At 61.7% G+C, this 20,872-nt stretch carries 23 protein-coding genes, 1 tRNA gene and 1 pseudogene; 15 read left to right on the top strand and 10 right to left on the bottom strand.

The window, feature by feature from the left end:
- Positions 1-19: 19 nt before the first annotated feature.
- From BN32_RS01820 to BN32_RS01810, 3 genes are read right to left on the bottom strand one after another with little or no spacing between them, the layout of a single operon-like run.
- A complete protein-coding gene (locus BN32_RS01820) occupies positions 20-1,264 on the bottom strand; it encodes an FAD-dependent monooxygenase (protein WP_019195539.1) in 1,245 nt (414 codons plus the stop codon).
- A 16-nt stretch (positions 1,265-1,280) separates the two neighbouring features.
- Positions 1,281-1,730, bottom strand: coding sequence for a MaoC family dehydratase (locus BN32_RS01815; RefSeq protein WP_019195538.1), 450 nt, complete (start codon positions 1,728-1,730; stop codon positions 1,281-1,283).
- Positions 1,731-1,751: 21 nt separating this feature from the next.
- Positions 1,752-2,228, bottom strand: a complete 477-nt coding sequence (locus tag BN32_RS01810) for a MaoC family dehydratase (protein WP_019195537.1) — start codon at positions 2,226-2,228, stop codon at positions 1,752-1,754.
- Positions 2,229-2,333: 105 nt separating this feature from the next.
- On the opposite strand from BN32_RS01810, the gene BN32_RS01805 reads away from it, so the two are divergent.
- The 3 genes from BN32_RS01805 to BN32_RS01795 all read left to right on the top strand — a co-directional run bounded on the left by BN32_RS01805 (position 2,334) and on the right by BN32_RS01795 (position 4,608).
- Complete coding sequence (locus tag BN32_RS01805) at positions 2,334-3,104, top strand: IclR family transcriptional regulator domain-containing protein (RefSeq protein WP_019195536.1); 771 nt, start codon at positions 2,334-2,336, stop codon at positions 3,102-3,104.
- A gap of 98 nt (positions 3,105-3,202) precedes the next feature.
- The gene (locus BN32_RS01800) at positions 3,203-4,072 is read left to right on the top strand and encodes an amidohydrolase family protein (protein WP_040425848.1); all 870 of its coding nucleotides are present in this window, start codon (positions 3,203-3,205) and stop codon (positions 4,070-4,072) included.
- Between the two features lie 53 nt (positions 4,073-4,125).
- A complete protein-coding gene (locus BN32_RS01795) occupies positions 4,126-4,608 on the top strand; it encodes a YbaK/EbsC family protein (protein ID WP_019195534.1) in 483 nt (160 codons plus the stop codon).
- 115 nt (positions 4,609-4,723) lie between these two features.
- Here BN32_RS01795 and BN32_RS01790 read toward each other — a convergent pair whose 3' ends face one another.
- A complete protein-coding gene (locus BN32_RS01790; protein WP_019195533.1) occupies positions 4,724-5,722 on the bottom strand; it encodes a Bug family tripartite tricarboxylate transporter substrate binding protein in 999 nt (332 codons plus the stop codon).
- A 192-nt stretch (positions 5,723-5,914) separates the two neighbouring features.
- On the opposite strand from BN32_RS01790, the gene BN32_RS01785 reads away from it, so the two are divergent.
- Positions 5,915-6,238 carry a hypothetical protein gene (locus tag BN32_RS01785; RefSeq protein WP_019195532.1) on the top strand — a complete coding sequence of 108 codons (324 nt, stop codon included), beginning with the start codon at positions 5,915-5,917 and terminating at the stop codon, positions 6,236-6,238.
- Between the two features lie 76 nt (positions 6,239-6,314).
- Here BN32_RS01785 and BN32_RS01780 read toward each other — a convergent pair whose 3' ends face one another.
- Both BN32_RS01780 and BN32_RS01775 read right to left on the bottom strand, forming a co-directional pair.
- The gene (locus BN32_RS01780; RefSeq protein WP_019195531.1) at positions 6,315-7,892 is read right to left on the bottom strand and encodes a gamma-glutamyltransferase family protein; all 1,578 of its coding nucleotides are present in this window, start codon (positions 7,890-7,892) and stop codon (positions 6,315-6,317) included.
- Between the two features lie 83 nt (positions 7,893-7,975).
- On the bottom strand, positions 7,976-8,890 hold the full coding sequence (locus tag BN32_RS01775) for a LysR family transcriptional regulator (protein ID WP_019195530.1): 915 nt from the start codon (positions 8,888-8,890) through the stop codon (positions 7,976-7,978).
- Between the two features lie 166 nt (positions 8,891-9,056).
- Here BN32_RS01775 and BN32_RS01770 point away from each other — a divergent pair, with 166 nt between their 5' ends.
- From BN32_RS01770 to BN32_RS01750, 5 genes are all read left to right on the top strand, one after another.
- Positions 9,057-9,755 carry a pirin family protein gene (locus tag BN32_RS01770; protein ID WP_019195529.1) on the top strand — a complete coding sequence of 233 codons (699 nt, stop codon included), beginning with the start codon at positions 9,057-9,059 and terminating at the stop codon, positions 9,753-9,755.
- Positions 9,756-9,814: 59 nt separating this feature from the next.
- The gene (wrbA, locus tag BN32_RS01765; RefSeq protein ID WP_019195528.1) at positions 9,815-10,414 is read left to right on the top strand and encodes an NAD(P)H:quinone oxidoreductase; all 600 of its coding nucleotides are present in this window, start codon (positions 9,815-9,817) and stop codon (positions 10,412-10,414) included.
- A 308-nt stretch (positions 10,415-10,722) separates the two neighbouring features.
- Positions 10,723-11,547: an alpha/beta fold hydrolase gene (locus BN32_RS01760; protein ID WP_019195526.1), complete on the top strand. Its 825-nt coding sequence runs from the start codon at positions 10,723-10,725 to the stop codon at positions 11,545-11,547.
- 143 nt (positions 11,548-11,690) lie between these two features.
- Positions 11,691-12,068: a CsbD family protein gene (locus BN32_RS01755; RefSeq protein ID WP_040425847.1), complete on the top strand. Its 378-nt coding sequence runs from the start codon at positions 11,691-11,693 to the stop codon at positions 12,066-12,068.
- Between the two features lie 63 nt (positions 12,069-12,131).
- Complete coding sequence (locus BN32_RS01750) at positions 12,132-12,524, top strand: tetratricopeptide repeat protein (protein WP_019195524.1); 393 nt, start codon at positions 12,132-12,134, stop codon at positions 12,522-12,524.
- A gap of 84 nt (positions 12,525-12,608) precedes the next feature.
- Here the strand turns inward: BN32_RS01750 and BN32_RS01745 are convergent, their stop codons facing one another.
- Positions 12,609-12,803 (bottom strand): DUF3606 domain-containing protein, encoded by a 195-nt coding sequence (locus tag BN32_RS01745; RefSeq protein WP_019195523.1) that lies wholly within the window; start codon positions 12,801-12,803, stop codon positions 12,609-12,611.
- Between the two features lie 159 nt (positions 12,804-12,962).
- Between BN32_RS01745 and BN32_RS01740 the strand changes: the two genes are divergently transcribed.
- Positions 12,963-13,289 (top strand): polyhydroxyalkanoic acid system family protein, encoded by a 327-nt coding sequence (locus tag BN32_RS01740; RefSeq protein WP_019195522.1) that lies wholly within the window; start codon positions 12,963-12,965, stop codon positions 13,287-13,289.
- A 267-nt stretch (positions 13,290-13,556) separates the two neighbouring features.
- Here the strand turns inward: BN32_RS01740 and BN32_RS01735 are convergent.
- Positions 13,557-13,631: transfer RNA gene (locus BN32_RS01735), tRNA-Val, on the bottom strand.
- A gap of 107 nt (positions 13,632-13,738) precedes the next feature.
- Positions 13,739-14,101 (bottom strand): cell cycle two-component system response regulator CpdR, encoded by a 363-nt coding sequence (gene cpdR, locus BN32_RS01730; protein WP_002713397.1) that lies wholly within the window; start codon positions 14,099-14,101, stop codon positions 13,739-13,741.
- Between the two features lie 266 nt (positions 14,102-14,367).
- Here cpdR and BN32_RS01725 point away from each other — a divergent pair, with 266 nt between their 5' ends.
- Both BN32_RS01725 and hisN read left to right on the top strand, forming a co-directional pair.
- A complete protein-coding gene (locus BN32_RS01725) occupies positions 14,368-15,255 on the top strand; it encodes an N-formylglutamate amidohydrolase (RefSeq protein WP_019195521.1) in 888 nt (295 codons plus the stop codon).
- A gap of 558 nt (positions 15,256-15,813) precedes the next feature.
- Entirely contained in the window at positions 15,814-16,596 is a 783-nt protein-coding gene (gene hisN, locus BN32_RS01720; RefSeq protein ID WP_019195520.1) for a histidinol-phosphatase, read from the top strand.
- 18 nt (positions 16,597-16,614) lie between these two features.
- Here hisN and BN32_RS01715 read toward each other — a convergent pair.
- Positions 16,615-17,509 (bottom strand): annotated as a pseudogene (locus tag BN32_RS01715) (LysR family transcriptional regulator).
- A 107-nt stretch (positions 17,510-17,616) separates the two neighbouring features.
- Here BN32_RS01715 and BN32_RS01710 point away from each other — a divergent pair.
- The 3 genes from BN32_RS01710 (at position 17,617) to mutL (ending at position 20,763) form a co-directional block, all read left to right on the top strand.
- A complete protein-coding gene (locus BN32_RS01710) occupies positions 17,617-18,372 on the top strand; it encodes a sulfite exporter TauE/SafE family protein (RefSeq protein ID WP_040425846.1) in 756 nt (251 codons plus the stop codon).
- Between the two features lie 64 nt (positions 18,373-18,436).
- Positions 18,437-18,856: an alternative ribosome rescue aminoacyl-tRNA hydrolase ArfB gene (arfB, locus tag BN32_RS01705; RefSeq protein ID WP_019195518.1), complete on the top strand. Its 420-nt coding sequence runs from the start codon at positions 18,437-18,439 to the stop codon at positions 18,854-18,856.
- A 92-nt stretch (positions 18,857-18,948) separates the two neighbouring features.
- A complete protein-coding gene (gene mutL / locus BN32_RS01700) occupies positions 18,949-20,763 on the top strand; it encodes a DNA mismatch repair endonuclease MutL (RefSeq protein WP_019195517.1) in 1,815 nt (604 codons plus the stop codon).
- Positions 20,764-20,872: the final 109 nt, after the last annotated feature.

Below are 20,872 nucleotides of genomic sequence, written 5' to 3'. Positions count from 1 at the left end.
TCCAGCTTTTGTCGGTCGTCTATCGCGAAGCGGCTGAAACGCTCCACGATTTCCGGGTGTTCAGGGCATCGACATCGAAGCCCGCAAGCTGTTTGTAGCGACGCTCGACGTCCTGAAGTTCGGTCGCAGCATCGCCATGCGCGCCGCTGCGCGCCAGTGCGCTCACCCGCGCCATCACGTCACCGGCCTGCCGCCGGTTTGCGAGTTGTACTTCGCTGGCGACCGGACGGCGTTGCGCATCATAAGCGCGCAATGCGTCATCGATCGTCCCCGCTGTCGCCAGTTCGTAGGCCAGCACACGCGCATCGAGGATCGCCTGCGACGCGCCATTGGAGCCGAACGGGTACATCGCATGCGCGGCATCCCCGAGCAGTGCGCACCGTCCGAAAATCCAGCGCGGCAACGGATCGATGTCCGCCATCGGGTATTCGTAAGATTCCGACGACGACGCCACCAGGTGATGCACGTCCAGCCAATCGAAGCGATAGTCCTTCACGAACGCCGCGATGGCGCTGGTCGACACCGGAACATTCCAGTTTCCGAGCTCGGCCTCGGCGCGCGTCGCGTCCTTCGGTCGAACCAGCAGCCAGTTAATCACGCCGTCCGCGATCGGATAGACCACGACCCGCTGGGTTTCGTCGCCGATGATCACCATCGAGCGCCCGGTAAGAAACGGCGCGGATGTCGTGACGCCGCGGTACATGACCCAGCCGTTCGATGCGAGCGGCGTGACCGCACCATACAGACTGTCGCGCGCCGGCGAGCGGATGCCGTCGGCGCAAATCGCGACATCGGCGGTATAAGATACCGCACGATCCGCCGCGGTCTGATCGATCGCCGCGATCACGGCCTTGTTGCCATCCGCGGTGCTCACGCCCGTCACGCGTTGCGCGATCCGGATCGACGATGGACCCAGACGTTCGCGCACGGCCTCAACGAGAAGCCGTTGCAGTGTGCCGCGATGAATGGAGTATTGCGGCCATTTGTAACCGGCGTCGAGCCCGCGCGGCTCTGCCCAGATCAGGCGACCTGTGGGATCGTAATAGGCCAGTTCACTGGTCGGCACGCCGGCTTTCTCAAGCACGTCGCCGAGACCCAGTTCGCTCAATTCGCGAACGGCATGCGGCGGCAGGTTGATGCCGACGCCGACGTCGCGAATTTCGCGCGCTGCCTCGAGCAGGAGAATGTCGCCCTGGCCGGCGGCGTGCAAAGACAACGCCGCCGTCAAACCGCCAACCCCTGCTCCTATGATCGCGATCGACATCGCGCTTCAACTCCGGTCAGGCTGCCGCTGCTGCGACGGGGAATTCCACCATGGCTTCGCCGACAGCGACCTTTTCGCCGTTCTGGTTCTTCACCAGCACGTCGATCAGGACGAAGCGTGAATTCTTGGTGACCTGCTTGGCCTTGATGATTCCCGCTGGCTGAATGGTGTCGCCCGGCTTCACCGGCTTGACCCATCGCGTTTCGAGGCGGCGATGAATGGCGCCTGCAGGATACGCCCAGTCGGTCAGCATCCGGGTGATCAGCCCGAAGTTGTTCATGCCGTGCATGATGATGCCGCCGAAATTGGTCTTGCCGAAATCGCCCTTCATGTAATTGTCGTCGAGATGCAGCGGGTTGTAATCGAGCGATGCATCGCAAAACAAGCGAATGGATTCGCGCGAGACAGAGAACTTCGGGCCGTCGATGCTGTCGCCGACCGAGAGGGTTTCGAATGTCGTCGTCATGTTTGGACTCCTCGCGTTCGCTTACATCGGCCGGATGGTCTGGCCGCGGCCGGAACAGATCACGTCGCCATGCTGATTGAAGAAGACATTGTCGTGGACCACGAACAGCCGCTCGCGCTTGATGAACTTGTCGAGCGCTCGGGCCTGCAGCGTGATGGTGTCGCCGGGCCGCGCGGGCTTGTTGTAGCTCCAGGACTGTCCGGCATTCACGGTGCCGGGTGACCGCATCCAGTCATCTGCTTCAGTGCAGGAGAACATCAGCAGGATGTGGATCGACGGCGGCGCGATAATCCCGCCCCAAGGCGTGGTCTTCGCATAAGCCTCGTCGAGATAAAGGGGATTGGTTTCACCGACAGCCTTGCAAAGGAGCGCGATGGCTTCCTTCGTCAACAGGTAGGGGATCGTCTTGCGCGGTTCACCTGGAACGATCTCGTCCCAGACCTTTCGCAAATTCTCGTCCTTCCAGAAATCGGTCTCGAAAGCTTGTGCTTGCGCCATGGCAATCTCTCATCTAATGTTCATCAGGCGAACTTTATCGTCACCACACGAACACTATGGTCCGGCTTTTCGGACCTGACAAGCCGGAAGATGAGAGGAACTTGAATGTCCAAGGAAAGCGACAGTTTCGTCCGCGCCATTGCACGGGGATTTTCTGTGGTCGAGGCGCTGGGGCGTCCACCCGGACGGCACACGCTCTCCGAAACCGCCGTGGCGGCCGGACTGACACGCGCGACCGCGCGACGCATGCTGGCGACATTGGTGGCGCTGAAGTACTGCGAGGCAGACGGCCGCTACTTCAGCCTGCGTCCCCGCGCGCTCGGCCTCGGATTGTCCTATCTCAACGCACTGCCCTACTGGGGCTACGCGCAGCGCGCTCTCGAGGATCTTCGCAACGACATCGGTGAATCCTGCGCGCTGGCCGTGCTCGACGAGACTGAAATCGTCTATGCGCTGCGTCTGCCTGCACGGCGTATTCTCTCCGCCAATCTCGGCATCGGCAGCCGCCTGCCCGCGCATTTGATTTCGCTGGGCCGCGTGCTGCTGGCAGCACTGCCGCCGGAACAGCGCGCGCAATATCTCTCCAGCACCGAATTCAAGCAGGTGACTCCCCGCACCGTGATCTGCCCGATCAAACTCGGCGAGGAACTCGCGCGGGTGGAGCAGCAGGGTTACGCCTGGATCGACGGCGAGCTCGATCCCGCGATCTGCGGCATCGCGGTGCCGGTGCGCGATCAGGCCGGCCATGTGGTGGCCGCCGTCAGCATCAACACCATTTCGGGCACAGTGACCGAGGCCGAAGCGAAGAAGAAGTTTTTGGTGGCGCTGAAACGCACCGCACAGGACATCAGGACCCAGACCACCGCCAACAACTGAAGCTGCGCGTTGCGTCCCGGCGTGAATTGATTATAAATTATAATCAATTCACGGCGTCCCGCTTTTTGATGCGGGATCGCCTTAGCCGGGAGATGCGCATGCTTAATCCGGACGACCTGATCGCCATCGACATCCACACCCACGCCGAGGAGCCTTGCGGCACCCACGGCGATGACGGCTATGACGATTTTCAGGCCGCGATGTCGGAATATTTCAAGTCGCCGCACAAGCATCCGCCCACCGTGCCGGAGACCGCGGCCTACTACCGCGCCAAGAAAATCGGCGCGGTGATCTTTCCCGTCGATGCTGAACGCGAGACCGGCTTCCGCCGCTACAATAATTACGAGATGGCAGAACTGGCGGCGCAGAATTCCGATGTGCTGATTCCATTCGCGAGCATCGATCCCGCCAAGGGCAAGCTCGGCGCACGCGAGGCGCGAAAACTTGCCGCCGACTACGGCATCAAGGGATTCAAATTCCATCCCACCATGCAGGGCTTTTATCCGAACGACCGGATGGCTTATCCGCTTTATGAGGCGATTGCCGAATCCGGATCGATTGCGCTGTTTCACACCGGCCAGACCGGCGTCGGCTCCGGCATGCGCGGCGGCAACGGCATGCGGCTGAAATATTCCAACCCGATGTATATCGACGATGTCGCGGTGGATTTTCCCGACATGAAAATCATTCTCGCGCATCCGTCCTTCCCCTGGCAGGAGGAAGCGCTGTCGGTCGCGACCCACAAGCCGAATGTCTATATCGACCTCTCCGGATGGTCGCCGCAATATTTCCCGCCCATTCTGGTGCGCTACGTCAACACCATCCTGCAGGACAAGATGCTGTTCGGATCGGACTGGCCGGTGATCACGCCGGACCGCTGGATGGCGGATTTCGAGAAACTCGACATCCGCGACGAGGTGCGGCCGAAGGTGCTGAAGGCCAATGCGCGCAAGCTGCTGGGCATTTGAGGCCCGACCGTGCATAAGGCCGCATAAAGCAACACCTCTGGAATTATAGAAGCATGACCGTTGAATCCGTTCGCGCGTTCTTCGCAAGCAACGCGCCCGACATTGTCGTGATTGAATCCGACAAGAGTTCAGCCACCGTAGCACTGGCCGCCGAAGCCTTTGGCGTAACACCGGCGGAGATCGCCAAGACACTGTCCCTGCGCGTCGGCGACCGCGTGCTGCTGGTGGTGACCTGCGGCACCGCGCGGCTCGACAACAAGAAGGCGCGTGCGGTGTTTGGCGGCAAACCACGCATGCTCAATGCGGAAGAAGCGCTGGACGCCACCGGCCATCCGGTCGGCGGCATCTGCCCGTTCGGGCTGAAGATACAGCTGCCGGTCTATTGCGACATTTCACTGAAGGCCTTCAGCGAAGTCGTGCCGGCCGCCGGCTCGATCAACAGCGCCGTACGCATCTCGCCCGCACGCATGGCCGAATTGACCAATGCGGAATGGGTCGACGTCAGCGAGATACGAGAGCAGAGCGAAGTGGTGTGAGCGACGTTCCAGCTGTCATTGCGAGGAGCGTAGCGGGACGAAGCAATCCAGATTTTCTTTTCCCAAGACTGGATTGCTTCGCTACGCTCGCAATGACGCCGAGTAAAACGTCTTTCTACTCCACCTTGCCGATCTTCTTCACTGCAGCGATCAGCCGCGCGCTGTCGGCTTCGACGAACTTCGCAAATTCCGGCGCATCCAGGTAGGCGACCGGACTGCCCGCGGTCTCGAAGGTCTTCACCACTTCCGGCGCGCGCACCGCCTCGCCCATCGCCTCGCGCAACCTTGTCATGATCGGCGCAGGCAACGCGGTCTGCGCGAACAAGCCGGCCCAGATGTAGAACTCGACGTCCTTGTAGCCGAGCTCCTGAAACGTCGGCACGTCGGGAAAACTCGCGACGCGCTTCGCGCCCCATCCCGCCAGTACGCGCATCTTGCCGGCATCGACCTGCGCGCGAAGTGTGCCCGGCGCGGAGGCCACCGCCTGCACCGTGCCGGTAAGCAGCCCGGTCAGCGCAGGGCCTGCGCCGCGGAACGGCACGTGAAGCAGTTTGATACCGGCGCTGGCCGCGAACATTTCCATCGCGATGTGCAGCGTGCCGTAGGGACCGGACGACCCGTAAGGAATCTGGCCCGGACGCGCTTTCGCATCCTCAACGAAATCCTTCACCGCTTTCCACGGCGCGGACGCCGGGACCGCCAGCATAGTCGGATCGGCCAGCACCCGCGCCACCGGCGCAAATTGCGACATCTCGTAAGCGACCGGGCGATCGAACAGCCGGTCAGCTTCCGGCAGCACCGCCAGCGACGAGAGCGTCATCAGCAGCGTGTAGCCGTCTGGCTCGGCACGCGCAGCCGCGGCATTGCCGACCGAACCGCCGCCGCCACCGGCGCGGTTGTCGACGATCACGGTCTTGCCGAGAATGCGTTCCAGCGCCAGCGCCACCGGACGCGCCGCAAGATCCGCCTGTCCGCCGGCCGGAAACGGTACGATCATGGTGATGTTGCGCGACGGCCATGCCGCCTGCGCATGGGAAGTGCCGGAGAGCGTATACAACGCAACCTGCGACAACGGCAGAACCGCAGCCGCCTTCAAAACTTCGCGCCGATTCATGATGCCTCCCTGATTTTATTTTTATGCTGCAGGCTAACACGCTTTCGTGGAACCGCGCAGAATGTGAAGCAACCCATTCACCGGTAATCCGATTCTCCATGGGCGACCTTTGCAGCCCGGGCTCACAGCCGAGATTTGCGGCCCTTCATTTGGCACGATTGATGCTTCGCATCTCCCCAAGGAGGTGATGTGATGCGATCAGTCATTTTCTTGTTTCTGGCAGTCGGACTGCTGGTGACCCGCGTCTGCCTTGCGCATGACGCGGATGGACGACCGAACTGGATCGCCGAAGGTTCCTACAAAGGATCCCATGGCGTTCACTGTTGTGGACCGAGCGATTGCGAGCAACTCGGGTCTGACGAAGTGCAGGTCAGATCCGATGGAATCTGGCTCACGCGATTCAAGGAGCTGGTTCCGTTCGAGCAAGCAACGCCAAGCGAAGACGGCAAGACATGGCGATGCCACAACCTCTCCGGCGAGAGGCGGTGCTTCTTCATGAAGTACGGCAATACATGACCTGACAGTCGCGCGCGGCAGTATCCGCGCCGATTGATGTGCCGCCGGACGCACGCCGTGCGTCCGGAACGAGTGCTCAAATGCCGAGCGCGACACCATCCTTGCGATGGTCGGTTGCGCCGAGCAGGACGCCGCGCTCGTGATCGATCCAGATCGCCTGGCAGCCGCCGATTGCGGCGTCGGCCCATTTCACGTCGTGACCGCGCGCGGCGAGTTCAGTGCCGATCTCCTTTCCGAAGGTCGGCTCCAGCGACAGCACGCCTTCGAACGCGAACGAGCGCGGGGCTTCGGATGCGGCCTGGATGTCCATGCCGAGATCGAACACGTTGGAGAGAAAGTTTCCGTGGCCGGTCGCCTGATAATGCCCACCCATGACGCCAAACGGCATCATGCAGCGTCCGTTCTTCATCACCATGCCAGGAATGATGGTGTGCATCGGCCGCTTGTTCGGCCCAAGCGCGTTGGGATGACCCGGCTCAAGCCGGAAGCCCCAGCCGCGGTTATGCAGCAGCACACCGGACTTCGGCGCATAGATGCCGCTGCCGAACGGCTGAAACAGCGAATTGATGAACGACACCGCATTGAGATCGCGGTCCACCACCGTGACGTAGACCGTATCCTTGTGTTCGATATCGTCCCAGTCGACGGCCGCGCTGGCGCGCTTCATGTCGATCTTGCTGCGGATCGCGCCGATATACGCGTCCGAGAGAAAATGCGCCGAATCGACCTTGCCGTGCACGGGATCGCAGAAGAATGCATCACGCGCGCGGTAGGCCGCTTTGGTCGCTTCCGCCAGCAGATGCACGCGATCGACTTCCGCAAGCGCCTTGATGTCGTAACCCGCCAGCGTGCGCAGGATCATCAGCGCCGCCAGCCCCTGCCCGTTCGGCGGACATTCGAGCACGTCGTGACCGCCATAACTGGTGGAAATAGGCGTCACATCTTCCGGCGCGTTCGCGGCAAAATCCGCGACAGTATGCGTACCGCCTAGCGCCTGCAGCACGCTTGCAAGTTCCTCTGCGACTTCGCCCTCATAAAAGGCCGCACGGCCCTCGCGCGCGATGCGTCGCAGCGTCTTGCCGAGCGCTGGCTGGCTGCGCCGGTCGCCGATGGCCGGCGCGATGCCGCCGGGCAGGTACTGTTCTTTCGCCGCCGGATTGCTTTCAAGCCGCGCGCGATTGCGCGACCAGTCTGACGCGACGCGCGGTGTGATGCGGAAACCATGCTCGGCGGCATCGATCGCCGGCTTGAAGATCTCTTCCAGCGATTTGCTTCCGTGCTTCGCAGCGAGCTTGCACCATGCATCGATTGCACCCGGAACGGTGATGCCTTCGATCGATGTCGGCGTCAGAGCCTTCGCGCCCTTGGCCATTGTCTTGGCGAGATCGGTCTTCGCCGGCGTGCGGCCCGAGCCGTTCAGAGATACCGGCGCGCCCGCTCTCGGTGAATACAGCACAAAGCAATCGCCGCCGATGCCGGTCATCTGCGGCTCGACCACGCCCTGCAAGGCAACCGCCGCAATGGCGGCATCCATGGCGTTGCCGCCGGCTTTCAAGATATCGAGCGCGGCGAGGGTTGCCTGCGGGTGCGAGGTCGCGGCCATGCCGCGTTCTCCCACTGCAATCGAGCGGGACGGCGAGATGAAATTGCGCATTCAGGGAAACCTTCCAGGATGGGGGCACATGTTACGCAGACTTGCGCTGCCGATCCAGCGCGGAACAGGAACGTGATCGGGTCCTATCGCGTGGCACGTCTGGTGCGGCCGAGCTTTTCGGCGAGAAAATCCGCGAGCACCTCGACGCGCGCCGGACGCGGGCCACCCGGCGGCATCACCAGATGCACCGCGCCTTCAGGCTGCTTCCAGTCCTTGAGGATCACCTCGAGCCGCCCATCCGCAACGGCGTCGCCGACAATGAAATCCGGCAGATCAGCAATGCCGAGCCCGGCCAGCAGCGCGGGCATCGGCGCCTCGCCATTATTGACACGCAATTGCCCCGAGGGCCGCACCGTCGCCTGCTCACCGGCCGCGTTGACGTAGTGCCACACGCCCGGCGTCGAGAGATACGCGTAACCGAAGCACTTGTGCTCGGCGAGATGCATCGGATGTATCGGTCGGCCGTGCTTCTTGAGGTAAGACGGTGCAGCCACCGTGTAGCGCCGCACGCCGCACAACCGGCGCGCAACCAGCGACGAATCCGGCAAGCGTGCAATGCGGATGCCGGCATCGAAACCGTCTCCGATCAGATCGACCATGGCATCGCTCAGATGCAGGTCGATGGAAACTTCGGGATAGGCGCTAAGAAACTCCGGCAGCAAGGGTGCAATGACCCGAACGCCATAGGTCATCGGCACAGCGAAGCGCACCAGTCCGCGCGGCACGGATGATTGCGCCAGCGCTTCGCTCTCCAGCGCCTCACCATCCATCAGCAGTTGCGCCGCGCGTTCGGCCAGTTTCTGACCGGCATCGGTGAGCGCTAGTTGCCGCGAGGTGCGGTTGAACAACCGCGCGCCTAGTCGTTCCTCAAGCCGGCTGACAGCCTTGGAAACGGTCGCTTTCGACAGCGCCAGCTCGGCCGCAGCCCCTGCAAACGACCGCATTTCCACGACTTTCGCGAAAATCGCGAGCGCCTCGAAGTCCGGGAGCCTGGACATGTGGGCCGTCCTTCAAGGGTGATAAATGGAAACAATGAGTTTCAATAGTTTCTATTTATGCACCATTCGGGAGCGCTTATCCATAGCCCGTCGAATGGCAACGCGAACGAAGCAACGGCCTAAAGGCGACGCTCCGACGCAAATTGCGCAAGAAGAGGAACATCCCATGATCGAACTTCGCCCTTTCAACAAACTCGGCAATGCCGACCACGGCTGGCTCAAGGCCAAGCATCACTTCTCGTTCGGCAGCCACTACGATCCGGACAACATCAGCCACGGCAGCCTGCGCGTCTGGAACGACGACGAGATCGCGCCGAACACCGGTTTCCCTGCGCATCCTCATGCCAACATGGAAATCATCACCTTCGTGCGCGAAGGCGCGATCACGCATCAGGACTCGCTCGGCAACAAGGGCCGCACCGAGGCTGGCGACGTACAGGTGATGAGCGCGGGCTCAGGCATTCGCCACTCCGAATACAATCTCGAGCCGGTGACGACCAAGATCTTCCAGATCTGGATCGTGCCGACGCAGGAAGGTGGACAGCCGTGCTGGGGCGCGAAGCCGTTCCCCAAGGCCGACCGCTCCGGCAAATTCGTCACCATCGCCAGCGGCTTCAAGGCCGACAACGATGCGCTGCCGATCCGCGCCGATGCACGCGTGCTGGCCACCACGCTGAAGGCCGGCGAGACCGCTGAATATGCCCTCGGCGAGAAGCGCTACGGCTATCTCGTGCCGGCCAGCGGCAGCGTCGAGGTGAACGGCGTGCGCGCCAACACCCGCGACGGCGTCGCCGTCCAGAAAGAGGCGTCGGTGAAGATCACCGCGCTGGAAGACACCGAACTCGTGCTGGTGGATGCGGCGTAAGCCGCATCCATTCCTCCAAACTTTCCCCATTCAACTCTGAAAAACTGAAGGAGGCCGTCATGGCCAAGGTTCTCGTACTTTACTATTCCGCCTACGGACACATCGAAGCGATGGCGAATGCTGTCGCCGAGGGCGCCCGCGAGGCCGGCGCAACCGTCGACATCAAGCGCGTGCCCGAACTCGTTCCACCCGACGTCGCGAAGGCGTCGTACTACAAGGTCGATCAGGCTGCTCCGGTTGCCAAGATCGAGGATCTGACGAACTACGACGCAATCATCGTTGGCACCGGCACCCGCTTCGGCCGCGTCTCGTCGCAGATGGCCAACTTCCTCGATCAGGCCGGTGGCCTGTGGATGAAGGGCGCATTGCATGGCAAGGTCGGCGGCGCATTCTCATCAAGCGCTACGCAGCACGGCGGCCAGGAGACCACGCTGTTCTCGATCATCACCAACCTGCTGCACTTCGGCATGGTTGTGGTCGGCCTCAACTACGGCTTCGCCGGCCAGATGGGCGTCAAGGAAGTGACCGGCGGCTCGCCCTATGGCGCGACTACCATCACCGACGGCGACGGCCGCCGCCAGCCAAGCCAGAACGAACTCGATGGCGCGCGCTATCAGGGCCGCACCATCGCGGAAACTGCGAAGAAGCTCCACGGCTGATCGACATTCGGCGGCGCTGGCAACAGCGCCGCCGCTTTCGTTGACCCCGCAAGGGATTGTGAGGCGATAGTGATAGACGCGATGCATCTGTTCAATCTTGCCCGGGGGCCACTGCGTACACTCGCGCGGCATTGGCTATGCCGCGGCCTTCGCCGCGCGCCAATCGGAGAGCGAGTTGGCCTTAATCGATATTGCCCTTCGTGCGAAGCAACTACGACCAATGACGGTCGCGCAATTGCCATCGGGAAAGGCTAGGCTCCTCTTCGCCGGGGTAATCTGTTTCTTTGAGGCGAGAGGGAACAAGCACAATGCCCACGATTAAAGTCAAAGACGGCACTGAAATCTTTTACAAGGACTGGGGCTCGGGACAGCCCATCGTTTTCAGCCATGGCTGGCCGCTCTCGGCAGACGATTGGGACACACAGATGCTCTTCTTCCTGAGCAAGGGCTTCCGGGTGATTGCCCATGACCGCCGCGGTCACGGCCGCTCGACCCAGACCGCCGACGGCCACGACATGGATCACTACTCAGACGATCTCGCTGCACTGACGGCGCATCTCGATCTGAAAGACGCCGTGCATGTGGGCCATTCCACCGGCGGCGGCGAGGTCGTGCATTATATCGCGCGCCATGGTGAAAGCCGGGTGGCAAAGGCAGCAATCGTCAGCGCCGTGCCGCCAATCATGGTGAAAACCGCAAGCAATCCGGGCGGTTTACCGAAGGAAGTCTTCGACGGATTGCAGGCGCAACTCGCTGCAAGCCGCGCCAAGTTCTATCGTGATCTGCCGGAGGGACCGTTCTATGGTTACAACCGGCCGGGCGCGAAGCCATCGGAAGGCATCATCCAGAACTGGTGGCGTCAGGGCATGATGGGTGGCGCCAAGGCCCACTATGACGGCATTGTCGCCTTCTCACAGACGGACTTCACCGAAGACCTGAAGAAGATCACGGTGCCGGTGCTGGTAATGCACGGCGATGACGACCAGATCGTGCCGTACGCCGATTCAGGACCGCTGTCGGCCAAGCTGCTGAAGAACAGCACCCTGAAAACCTACAAGGGTTTTCCGCACGGCATGCCCACGACGGAGGCTGAGACGATCAACGCGGACCTGCTGGCGTTCATCAAAAGCTGACAGACAACAAGTGACAGACGAGACGCGAAAGGCCCGCTCACTGAGCGGGCCCTTTTCTATTGTTCCGAGATTACGACACCTTGTGACGGAACCCATGGCAGGCCAGGCCGTTGTCGGTCCATCAGCCCCCGGAGAACATGACGATGGACAAGGATCGGATCACAGGCGCCGCGAAGGACGCCGCAGGCAAAGTCGAAGGTGTAATTGGCCGTGCAGCGGGCGACGCGTCAGCCGAAGCATCGGGGCGCGCGCGCGAAGCCGCGGGAACCGTACAAAATCTCTACGGTCAGGCAAAAGATGCCGCGCGCGACATTGGCGACGCGGCAAGCGACTACGCCAAGGACGCGCTTGATACCGGTAGCGACATCTATCGCGACGGCACCAAGGCAGTGGCATCCACCGTTCGCGAACAGCCGCTCGGCGCGCTGCTCGTCGCGGGTGCGGTTGGTTTCGCACTTGCCTTGATGCTCAACCGGCAGCCGCGCCGGCGCAGATCATTGCGCGACTACTACCAATCCTGAACAAATGAATAGCGAAAGGGCGCGCGTATCAACGCGTGCCCTAAGCGCGTGCGCGGATTGAGAATGTTTGCATTGCATCTTGCAGCGAAACTGTTTCGCCCGCTTGCTGAAAAGGGAAATGCCGTCGCGCAGTATCGCATCGCATTGATGCACAAGATGGGACTTGGCGTCTCCAAAGACCGCAAGCAAGCGCAGAAGTGGAGCCGGCTCGCTGCGAAGCAAGGCAATACGGACGCGCAGGTGTTGCTGGGAAGCCTGTATTACAAAGGTGAAGGCAAGGAATCCGACGACATCGCAAAAGCGTATATGTGGTATGACATCGCTGCGACGCAGGGCAATGCCGACGCCAAGAAAAAACTCGCCACAGTCTCCAGCGAGCTCAGCCCGCAGCAAATTGCGGAGGCGCGTGCGAAGGCACAGAAGTGTACGTCGTCCAGCTATCAGCAGTGCGACTAGCGGCGAGCTAAGCTGGTCTTCCGATCAATTTGCGAAACGGGCCCGGCCCCGCGCCGGGCTTTTTGCATAGCGCATGAGCGCCCGCTATTTGCCGAGGTGCCGGCGCACGGCTGCGACCGCCGGTCCAACCTCTTCAATCGCGGCGGCGAGATCCTGCGGCGAAACATTGAGGCGGTTAGCCCAATAGCCGGCCGCGGCGTCATCGGTCGTATCGATCACCGGCGCGGGACGCACACCGGTGTTCGACAGCACAGACGCGACTGTCACAAGACGGAGCATGCTGAAAATTACCACGAGCGAGCCCGACCCGCACGCGGCGGTACGCCTCAGCGTTAATGAACATTAAAATGTCGCGAGGCGGATATTCGCCGCCGTCTCCGCGCCGAATTGCTATAGTCGGCTCCTGAATATGGATCGCATTGTTCCGAGGCAGCGACATTGGCTCAACCGTTCATCGTCTCCATTCCCCACAAGCTCGGCAAGGAGGAAGCGGCCCGCCGCCTCAAGGCCGGGCTCGGCAGCGTTCGCTCGGAATACGCAAAGATTCTCCAGGTGAATGAGGAGATCTGGAGCGGCGATCGCCTGGCGTTTCAGCTGACCGCACTGAAACAGCATGTGAGCGGAACGATCGACGTCGCAGAGGACCACGTCAAGCTCGAGGTCATGCTGCCCTGGCTGCTGGCCGCACTCGCTCACGGCGTTCAGGCGACGATCCGTTCTCGCGCCACGCGCATGCTGGAGAAGTCGAAGACCACGGACGTCTGATCCGCCGCGCGATCGGTGGCTCTCCGCAGTAAAGTATACTGCGGAACAAATAGCCCGGCAGATGCCGGGCCTTATTCGTTTCCGAAGTCGCTTTCGTACAAGACGGCCTATCAGCCGCTGCTGGCCTTTAACTTCAGCCACGTCGGGCAAGGCGGTCAGGGTTCCACAGCGAGACGGCAGGCATTGCAGGGCCTGCCAAGGCTTATAATGGATGGGAGGAGTGGATAGGAAGCGTCTCTCGGATGCGACAATCGGCATCGGGAAAGATGGTGGGCGCGACAGGGATCGAACCTGTGACCCCCTCGATGTCAACGAGGTGCTCTCCCGCTGAGCTACGCGCCCTTAAGACCACTTGTGCCGGGATGCGTCCCTATATCGGCTTGGACTGCCGCAGGCAAGGACAGGAAACCGTGTTTTCGGGGCAAATTTACCCCAAGCCGGCCGCCGAATCAGGCCGCCAGCATCTTGTTCACTTCGCTGACCAATTCGCGCAAATGCACGGGCTTGGACAGCACCTTGGCGTTTTTCGGCGCCTCGGAGTCGGAATTCAGCGCCACCGCCGCAAAGCCGGTGATGAACATGATCTTGATATCGGGATCCAGCTCGGAGGCGCGGCGTGCCAATTCGATGCCGTCCATTTCCGGCATCACGATGTCGGTTAGAAGCATTTCAAAAGGTTCTTCGCGCAGCCTCTGATAGGCTGACAGCCCGTTATCGTAGGACGAGACCTGAAAGCCGGCATTCTCCAGCGCCTTGACCAGAAAGCGGCGCATGTCGTTGTCGTCTTCGGCAAGGAGAATTTTGTGCTGCATGGCTTGGTGTCCCATAGCGATCCTTCAGAACCGGATCACTGGTCGTCGAATCCTGTGAATGGAGAAAGTCCCCTGCCCTCTATTTGCCTGCACGGTAGTAAATTTCGGGTGAAGGCGAAGTTCCTATTGGCAGATCGGTTAGGTTTGCGGACAATGATGTTGCACAAAACACCCGCTTTTCCGGCGAAAATGTGTTGTCCGGTCAGGCATTTCAGCATCGGCAAAAATAGCGCCGCGGGTGCGAATGGCGAAGAAGAGAGGTGGCAATGACCCAGTTTGAGGACGAGTTGTCGCCTCCGTTCGAAATTATCGAGCCGCCGGTCTGGCGCGCGCCGATCATCTTCAATTCCCCGCATTCCGGATCGGTCTATCCGCGCGAGTTTCTCGCCGCCTCCCGCATCGATGAGGCTGCGCTGCGGCGCTCGGAAGATTCGTTTATGGACGAAATCATCGCGGATCTCACCGGCCGCGGATTTCCGATGGTGCGGGTGAATTTTCCGCGGTCCTATGTGGACGTCAATCGCGAGCCCTATGAACTCGATCCGCGCATGTTTGCGGGCCGGCTGCCGAGCTTCGCAAATACCCGCTCGATGCGGGTCGCGGGCGGCCTAGGGACGATTCCGCGCGTCGTCGGCGACGGTCAGGAAATCTATTTCCAGCGCCTCGATGTGGAGGATGCACTGAACCGGATCGAGGCGCTCTACAAGCCTTATCACCGCGCGCTGCGCCGCCTCATCAACAAGGCGCATCAGGCGTTCGGCGCTGTGATTCTGGTCGACTGCCACTCGATGCCGTCGGTCGGCGTATCGCGTGACGAGCCCAAGCGTCCCGACGTTGTGATCGGTGACCGCTACGGCACGAGTTGCGCAAGCCTGTTGCCTGACGTCGTTGAGGAAACGCTCACGGCGCAGGGTTATTCGGTCGGCCGCAACAAACCTTACGCAGGCGGCTTCATCACCGAACACTACGGCAACCCGGCCAGTGGCCTGCATACGGTTCAGCTCGAACTCAACCGCGCGATCTATATGGACGAGCGGCGGCGGGAGAGGAGCCCGCAGTTCCGCAAGGTGGCTGATGATTTCATCATCCTTGCCGAGGCACTGGCCGCGATTCCGCTCGACAGTCTCGGACCATTCCAGGCCGCGGCCGAATAGGCCGCCCCTGCGCCTCTTTGAGTGCGCGAGTTTTTCCCGTGCGAATCAAAGCCGGCATTTGCGTCCCTATCGCCGGGCAGAAAAAAGGGCCACTCGCGAAAGCAAGTGGCCCAAGTCTAGGGAGGAAACGCCCAAGGAGGGCAGCAATAACGCAAGGCGTTATCGCACCGCAACAATATGCAGCCGCAGCGCACTCAGGGCAAGTATTTTTAAAGATTTAGTCATGCTCTGAACGCATAACAGACTTGCGATCAAAATTGCGACGGAAACGACAATATATCAATAACTGCAATATGTTAGATGAAAATAAGCCAACCCAAAACTGTCAAAAAAACCCGAAATTGCACCCATGAAATGAATCTTTGTTATCATACTTAGCCTGAGAGGCTTTCATTTCGACCTTCGCTTTGGAATCACGAAGTAAGGAATGAATATTTGGATTAGTAGTAGGGCGGTCAAATTTACGATGCTTGCCGCCATCGTCCGGCCTCTTATTAGGGCCGTGACCGGTTCGCATTTACAGTCCACCCCACTCGTAGTCGCTTCAAAGGAATCCCAGTGACGGTTATCGACTTCACCGCTTTTATCGGACGACTGGCGACCGCCTCAGGCGACACCATCCTTCCCTTCTTTCGCACCTCGCTGAGCGTCGAGAACAAGAACGTGGGTCGCGACCTCGATCCGGTCACCGAGGCCGATCGAGCCGCCGAAGCCGTGATGCGCCGGATGATCAAGGACAGCTTCCCGCTGCACGGCATCGTCGGCGAGGAATTCGGGTCCGAGCGTCCCGATGCGGAGTATGTCTGGGTGCTCGACCCGATCGACGGTACCAAATCCTTTATCGCCGGCCTGCCGATCTGGGGCACGCTGATTGCTCTGATGCATAACGGCGCACCGGTGTTCGGCATGATGCATCAGCCCTACATCGGCGAGCGCTTCAGTGGCGACGGCGGCTCCGCTCGCTATGAAGGACCTTCCGGCAAGCGCAAACTGTCCGTGCGGCGTTGCGCGACGCTGGCGGAGGCCACGCTGTTCACCACCAGCCCCCGTTTGATGAATGCGCCGGACCGCGCCCAGTTCGAGCGCGTCGAAGCCGGCGTGCGGCTGTCGCGCTACGGCGGCGATTGCTACGCTTATTGCATGCTCGCGTCAGGTCACCTCGATCTCATCATCGAGACCGAGTTAAAGCCCTACGACGTCGCCGCCTTGATCCCGATCGTCACCGGCGCCGGCGGTATCATCACCACCTGGGACGGCAAGCCCGCGCAGTCCGGCGGCCGCATCGTCGCCGCCGCCGACAAGCGACTGCACGACGAGGCATTGAAACTGCTGAATACGTGAGGCGTTCAGTCCGCGGCATTACACCGTCGCAAACGTCTTCAGGTGATCCGCCAGCTGCTGCACCGGCCGCGGCAATGACTGCCGGTTGCGCATGCAGATCGCCAGCCGGCGGCTGGTCCATGGATCGGCCATGCGGACCATTTTGATTCGCATTGACCGGCTGTAGCGGCGTGCAGCCGCGTCCGGAATGATCGCAAGGCCGACACCCGCCTCCACCATCTGACAGATCGCATCGAAGCCTCTCAGCCGCGCCCGTATCCGAAGGCGAACTCCAAGTTTCGCAGCCTGCATCGCAATATGATTCTGCAATGCGCTGGGTTCGGTGAGACCGATAAAATCGCGCGGCGCGATATCGCGAAAAGCGGTCCGGCGACGCTGCGCGATCTCGTCCCCCTGCGGTGCAATCAGCACCAGGCGATCGTCGCAGAACGGAAAACGATCGAGTCCCTCGGGCAGCATCGCCTCGACGGCAAGACCGAGGTCGGCAGCGCCGGAGGCCAGTGCCGTGGCAATCTCCGCACTCTCACGTTCCTCAATGTCGACGCTGATCGCGGGATACTTCGCGAGAAACGACGCCAGCGCCTTCGGCAGATGCTCGCTTGCGCCGGACGTGTTGGCCAGCATGTGAATCCGTGCCTTCAGGCCGCGCGCACGGGCGGTGAGTTCGCCCTGCATCGCAGCAACCTGATGCAGCACGACGCGGGCATGATCGAGCAGGCTTTCGCCCGCCGCGGTGAGCCGGACGCCGCGCCGTTGCCGCTCGAGCAGCGGCACGCCCAGCGCAGTTTCCATGCTTTTGATGCGCGCGCTGGCCGACGCCAGTGCCAGGGCTGACCGTTCCGCGCCGTGGGTGATGCTGCGCGCTTCGCGCCACCGCCACGAACAGCCGCATATCCACCAGATCAAAATGCATGGCCTGGGACCTTTACACGGCCTTCGCCAAACCCGAAGGCTAACTCCGTCTTCTCCAGATTGTGCAGTTTGCCGCTGCCGGTCAATGTGCACATCATGTCCAGCCCAATGTCAGATCCGATTCTCATCGTCTCCATCGCCGCCGTGTTCCTTCTTGCGGGCTTCGTCAAGGGCACCATCGGCCTCGGCCTGCCGACCGTGGCAATGGGCCTTCTCGCGACGCGGATGCCACCGGCGCACGCGCTCGCCATCGTGATCGTGCCCGCCATCGTCACAAACATCTGGCAGACGTTCGTCGGCCCCTATCTGCGCGATATCGTGCGCAGGCTATGGCCGCTGATGATCGCGACGATGATCGGCATCTGGCTCGGCGCGGGACTGATGACCGGCCCCTATGCGCGCTACGGCACCGTCGTGCTGGGTGGGCTGCTGGTGATCTACGCGATCATCGGCCTGTCCAAGGTCCGTTTCAGCGTGCCACGCCGAAACGAGAAATGGGTCGGCGGCATCGTCGGACTGATCACGGGTATCATCTCGGCCGCGACCGGCGTGCAGGTGATCCCGTCGATGCCCTTCATGCAGGCCATCGGAATGGAAAAGGACGAACTGGTCCAGGCGCTCGGTGTATTTTTCACCACCGCGACCGTGGCGCTGGCGTTCAACCTCACCAGCGCGGGATTGCTGAATGCAACAGTCGCCATTCCCGGTCTTGTCGCGATGGTCGCGGCTTTTTCCGGCATGTATCTCGGCCAACTGCTGCGCTCGCGCATGGATGCGGACACGTTCAGACGCTGGTTTCTGATCGCCATGCTGCTGCTCGGTATCTATCTCGCGGGCGACATGCTGGCGAAGATTTACGCCTAGAGCTTATCCCGCCGGTTCCGGAAAACCGGTGCCGACGTATCCGGATCGTGCTACGGATTCCGGCATGATCCGGGTGACGCGCGACATCACAATCGACGAGAGAGACCTCGACATTGCATTCGTGCGAGCCTCAGGGCCGGGCGGACAGAATGTCAACAAGCTCTCGACCGCCGCGCAGTTGCGCTTCGATGTCAGCCGCGTGGCGCTCGCGCCCGATATCATGATGCGGCTGGCCACGCTCGCGGGTCAGCGAATGACCAAGGACGGCGTGATCGTCATTCACGCCCAGCGATTCCGCACCCAGGAGCGTAATCGCGCCGACGCCATCGACCGGCTACTGGACCTGTTGCGCGAGGCCGCCGTGCGCCCGAAGCCGCGCCGCGCGACCCGGCCCACGCTCGGCTCCAAGATACGCCGTCTCGACGGCAAGAAACGCCGCAGCGACGTCAAGGCAAAGCGCAACACACGCAGCTTCGACGATTGAGAATTAGCGGGTAAAACATATCTGTTCGGCCGTACAATCGAGCCGATCTCCGGGTAAAATACGCCGGATCAGCGAATCGTCCCGGAATATCAATGCCCGTCCGCCAGCTTCCCATTCAGATCGTCAACCGCATCGCCGCCGGCGAAGTGGTAGAGCGGCCTGCGAGCGCGGTGAAGGAACTGGTCGAAAACGCCATCGATGCCGGCGCTTCGCGCATCGACATTTTCACCGAGGGCGGCGGACGCCGGCGCATCGCCATCACCGACGACGGCGCCGGCATGACGCGCGACGATCTCGCACTATCTGTCGACCGTCATGCCACCTCGAAACTCGACGATGAAGACCTTTTGCGCATCCGCACGCTGGGCTTTCGCGGCGAAGCGTTGCCTTCCATCGGCGCGGTGTCGAAGCTCGACATTGCTACCCGGCACGCCAGCGAGCCCCATGCTTGGACGCTGAATGTCGATGCCGGAGCGAAGTCCGATATTGTACCGGCCGCATTGAGCGCCGGAACACGCGTCGAGGTTAGCGATCTGTTTTACGCGACGCCAGCGCGATTGAAATTTCTCAAAACCGACCGCACCGAGGCGGAAGCGGTCCGCGAAGTGGTCCGGCGTTTGGCAATGGCACGGCCGGACATCGCATTTTCGCTGTCCGGCGAGGAGCGCGCGCCCGTCACATGGGCGGCGGCACTGCCCGGCGCACCGGGACGGCTGATCCGGCTCGGCGATATTCTGGGCGCGGATTTTCGCGCCAGCGCCATTGAGGTGCGTGCCGAGCGCGACGGTGTGAGTGTCGAAGGCTTTGCAGCGGCTCCGTCGCTGACCCGCGCCAATGCGCTCGGCCAATATCTGTTCGTCAACGGTCGGCCGGTGCGCGACAAGCTGATCCTCGGCGCAGTGCGCGCGGCGTATGCAGACTATCTGCCGCGCGACCGGCATCCGGTGGTGGCGCTGTTCGTGACGCTCGACACCCAGGAGGTCGACGCCAACGTGCATCCGGCCAAGACCGAGGTGCGTTTTCGCAATGCCGGACTCGTGCGTGCACTGATCGTGCATGCGCTGAAGGACGGCCTCGCCCGCGAAGGCAAGCGCACGGCGGCGAATTCGGACGGCGCCGCGATCATGGCATTCCGTCCCGGCAGCATTCCGCGCGCCGGCTGGGACTGGCGGCGCTCGCCGAATTTTCCACCGGCTCCCGCTGCGCCGGCCTATGCGAATGCGTTTTCTTCCAACACCTTTGCCGAAGCGGCGCAGGCCGCATTCGACACCGGCGCACCGGCCGCCGACGTGCGCTATGAGCAACCACCCGCAAGCGACCTGATCGACCGCCCGCTCGGTGCGGCCCGCACTCAGATTCACGAAACCTACATCGTCTCGCAGACCCGCGATGGCCTTGTGGTGGTCGACCAGCACGCCGCGCACGAGCGCATTGTCTACGAGCGGCTGAAGACATCTCTCGAGCGGAACGGCGTGCAGCGGCAGATCCTGCTGATCCCCGAAATCGTCGAGATGGACGAAGCCACCGTCGAGAAGCTGGTCGTACGCGCAGGCGAACTGGAGAAATTCGGGCTCAGCATCGAATCGTTCGGACCCGGCGCGATCGCTGTGCGCGAGACGCCGTCACTGCTCGGCAAGACCGACGCTGCGTCCCTGCTGCGCGATCTCGCCGAACACATGGCGGAATGGGACGAGGCGCTGCCGCTTGAACGGCGGCTGATGCACGTCGCCGCGACGATGGCCTGTCACGGCTCGGTGCGCGCCGGCCGCATCCTCAAGCCCGAGGAAATGAATGCGCTGCTGCGCGAGATGGAAGTGACGCCGAATTCCGGCCAGTGCAATCACGGCCGCCCGACCTATGTCGAACTCAAGCTCGCAGACATCGAGAAGCTGTTCGGGCGGAGGTAAAGCCCTCGCAATCACAAAGGCGAAACAGTGACGGTCTTCGCTGCAAAAGGCGAAAAGGTGGACGAACTGCGATTCGTCAGCGAATTCAGATTCAGTGTCGAAGGTGCGT

Origin of the sequence: Afipia birgiae 34632 (assembly GCF_000308295.2) — a bacterium.
Taxonomy (GTDB): domain Bacteria; phylum Pseudomonadota; class Alphaproteobacteria; order Rhizobiales; family Xanthobacteraceae; genus Afipia; species Afipia birgiae.
This window is presented reverse-complemented; position numbering and strand designations above follow the sequence as displayed.

Bases quoted from the DNA above. Each gene is read 5' to 3' on its own strand.
- BN32_RS01795 (WP_019195534.1), top strand. From the start codon at position 4,126: ATGACCGTTGAATCCGTTCGCGCGTTCTTCGCAAGCAACGCGCCCGAC.
- BN32_RS01725 (WP_019195521.1), top strand. From the start codon at position 14,368: ATGACCCAGTTTGAGGACGAGTTGTCGCCTCCGTTCGAAATTATCGAG.
- mutL (WP_019195517.1), top strand. From the start codon at position 18,949: ATGCCCGTCCGCCAGCTTCCCATTCAGATCGTCAACCGCATCGCCGCC.
- BN32_RS01810 (WP_019195537.1), bottom strand. From the start codon at position 2,228: ATGGCGCAAGCACAAGCTTTCGAGACCGATTTCTGGAAGGACGAGAAT.
- cpdR (WP_002713397.1), bottom strand. From the start codon at position 14,101: ATGCAGCACAAAATTCTCCTTGCCGAAGACGACAACGACATGCGCCGC.
- arfB (WP_019195518.1), top strand. From the start codon at position 18,437: ATGATCCGGGTGACGCGCGACATCACAATCGACGAGAGAGACCTCGAC.
- BN32_RS01750 (WP_019195524.1), top strand. From the start codon at position 12,132: ATGTTTGCATTGCATCTTGCAGCGAAACTGTTTCGCCCGCTTGCTGAA.
- BN32_RS01785 (WP_019195532.1), top strand. From the start codon at position 5,915: ATGCGATCAGTCATTTTCTTGTTTCTGGCAGTCGGACTGCTGGTGACC.
- BN32_RS01775 (WP_019195530.1), bottom strand. From the start codon at position 8,890: ATGTCCAGGCTCCCGGACTTCGAGGCGCTCGCGATTTTCGCGAAAGTC.
- BN32_RS01780 (WP_019195531.1), bottom strand. From the start codon at position 7,892: ATGCGCAATTTCATCTCGCCGTCCCGCTCGATTGCAGTGGGAGAACGC.
- BN32_RS01770 (WP_019195529.1), top strand. From the start codon at position 9,057: ATGATCGAACTTCGCCCTTTCAACAAACTCGGCAATGCCGACCACGGC.
- BN32_RS01790 (WP_019195533.1), bottom strand. From the start codon at position 5,722: ATGAATCGGCGCGAAGTTTTGAAGGCGGCTGCGGTTCTGCCGTTGTCG.
- BN32_RS01805 (WP_019195536.1), top strand. From the start codon at position 2,334: ATGTCCAAGGAAAGCGACAGTTTCGTCCGCGCCATTGCACGGGGATTT.
- wrbA (WP_019195528.1), top strand. From the start codon at position 9,815: ATGGCCAAGGTTCTCGTACTTTACTATTCCGCCTACGGACACATCGAA.
- BN32_RS01815 (WP_019195538.1), bottom strand. From the start codon at position 1,730: ATGACGACGACATTCGAAACCCTCTCGGTCGGCGACAGCATCGACGGC.
- BN32_RS01800 (WP_040425848.1), top strand. From the start codon at position 3,203: ATGCTTAATCCGGACGACCTGATCGCCATCGACATCCACACCCACGCC.
- BN32_RS01755 (WP_040425847.1), top strand. From the start codon at position 11,691: ATGGACAAGGATCGGATCACAGGCGCCGCGAAGGACGCCGCAGGCAAA.
- BN32_RS01710 (WP_040425846.1), top strand. From the start codon at position 17,617: ATGTCAGATCCGATTCTCATCGTCTCCATCGCCGCCGTGTTCCTTCTT.
- BN32_RS01745 (WP_019195523.1), bottom strand. From the start codon at position 12,803: ATGCTCCGTCTTGTGACAGTCGCGTCTGTGCTGTCGAACACCGGTGTG.
- BN32_RS01820 (WP_019195539.1), bottom strand. From the start codon at position 1,264: ATGTCGATCGCGATCATAGGAGCAGGGGTTGGCGGTTTGACGGCGGCG.
- BN32_RS01760 (WP_019195526.1), top strand. From the start codon at position 10,723: ATGCCCACGATTAAAGTCAAAGACGGCACTGAAATCTTTTACAAGGAC.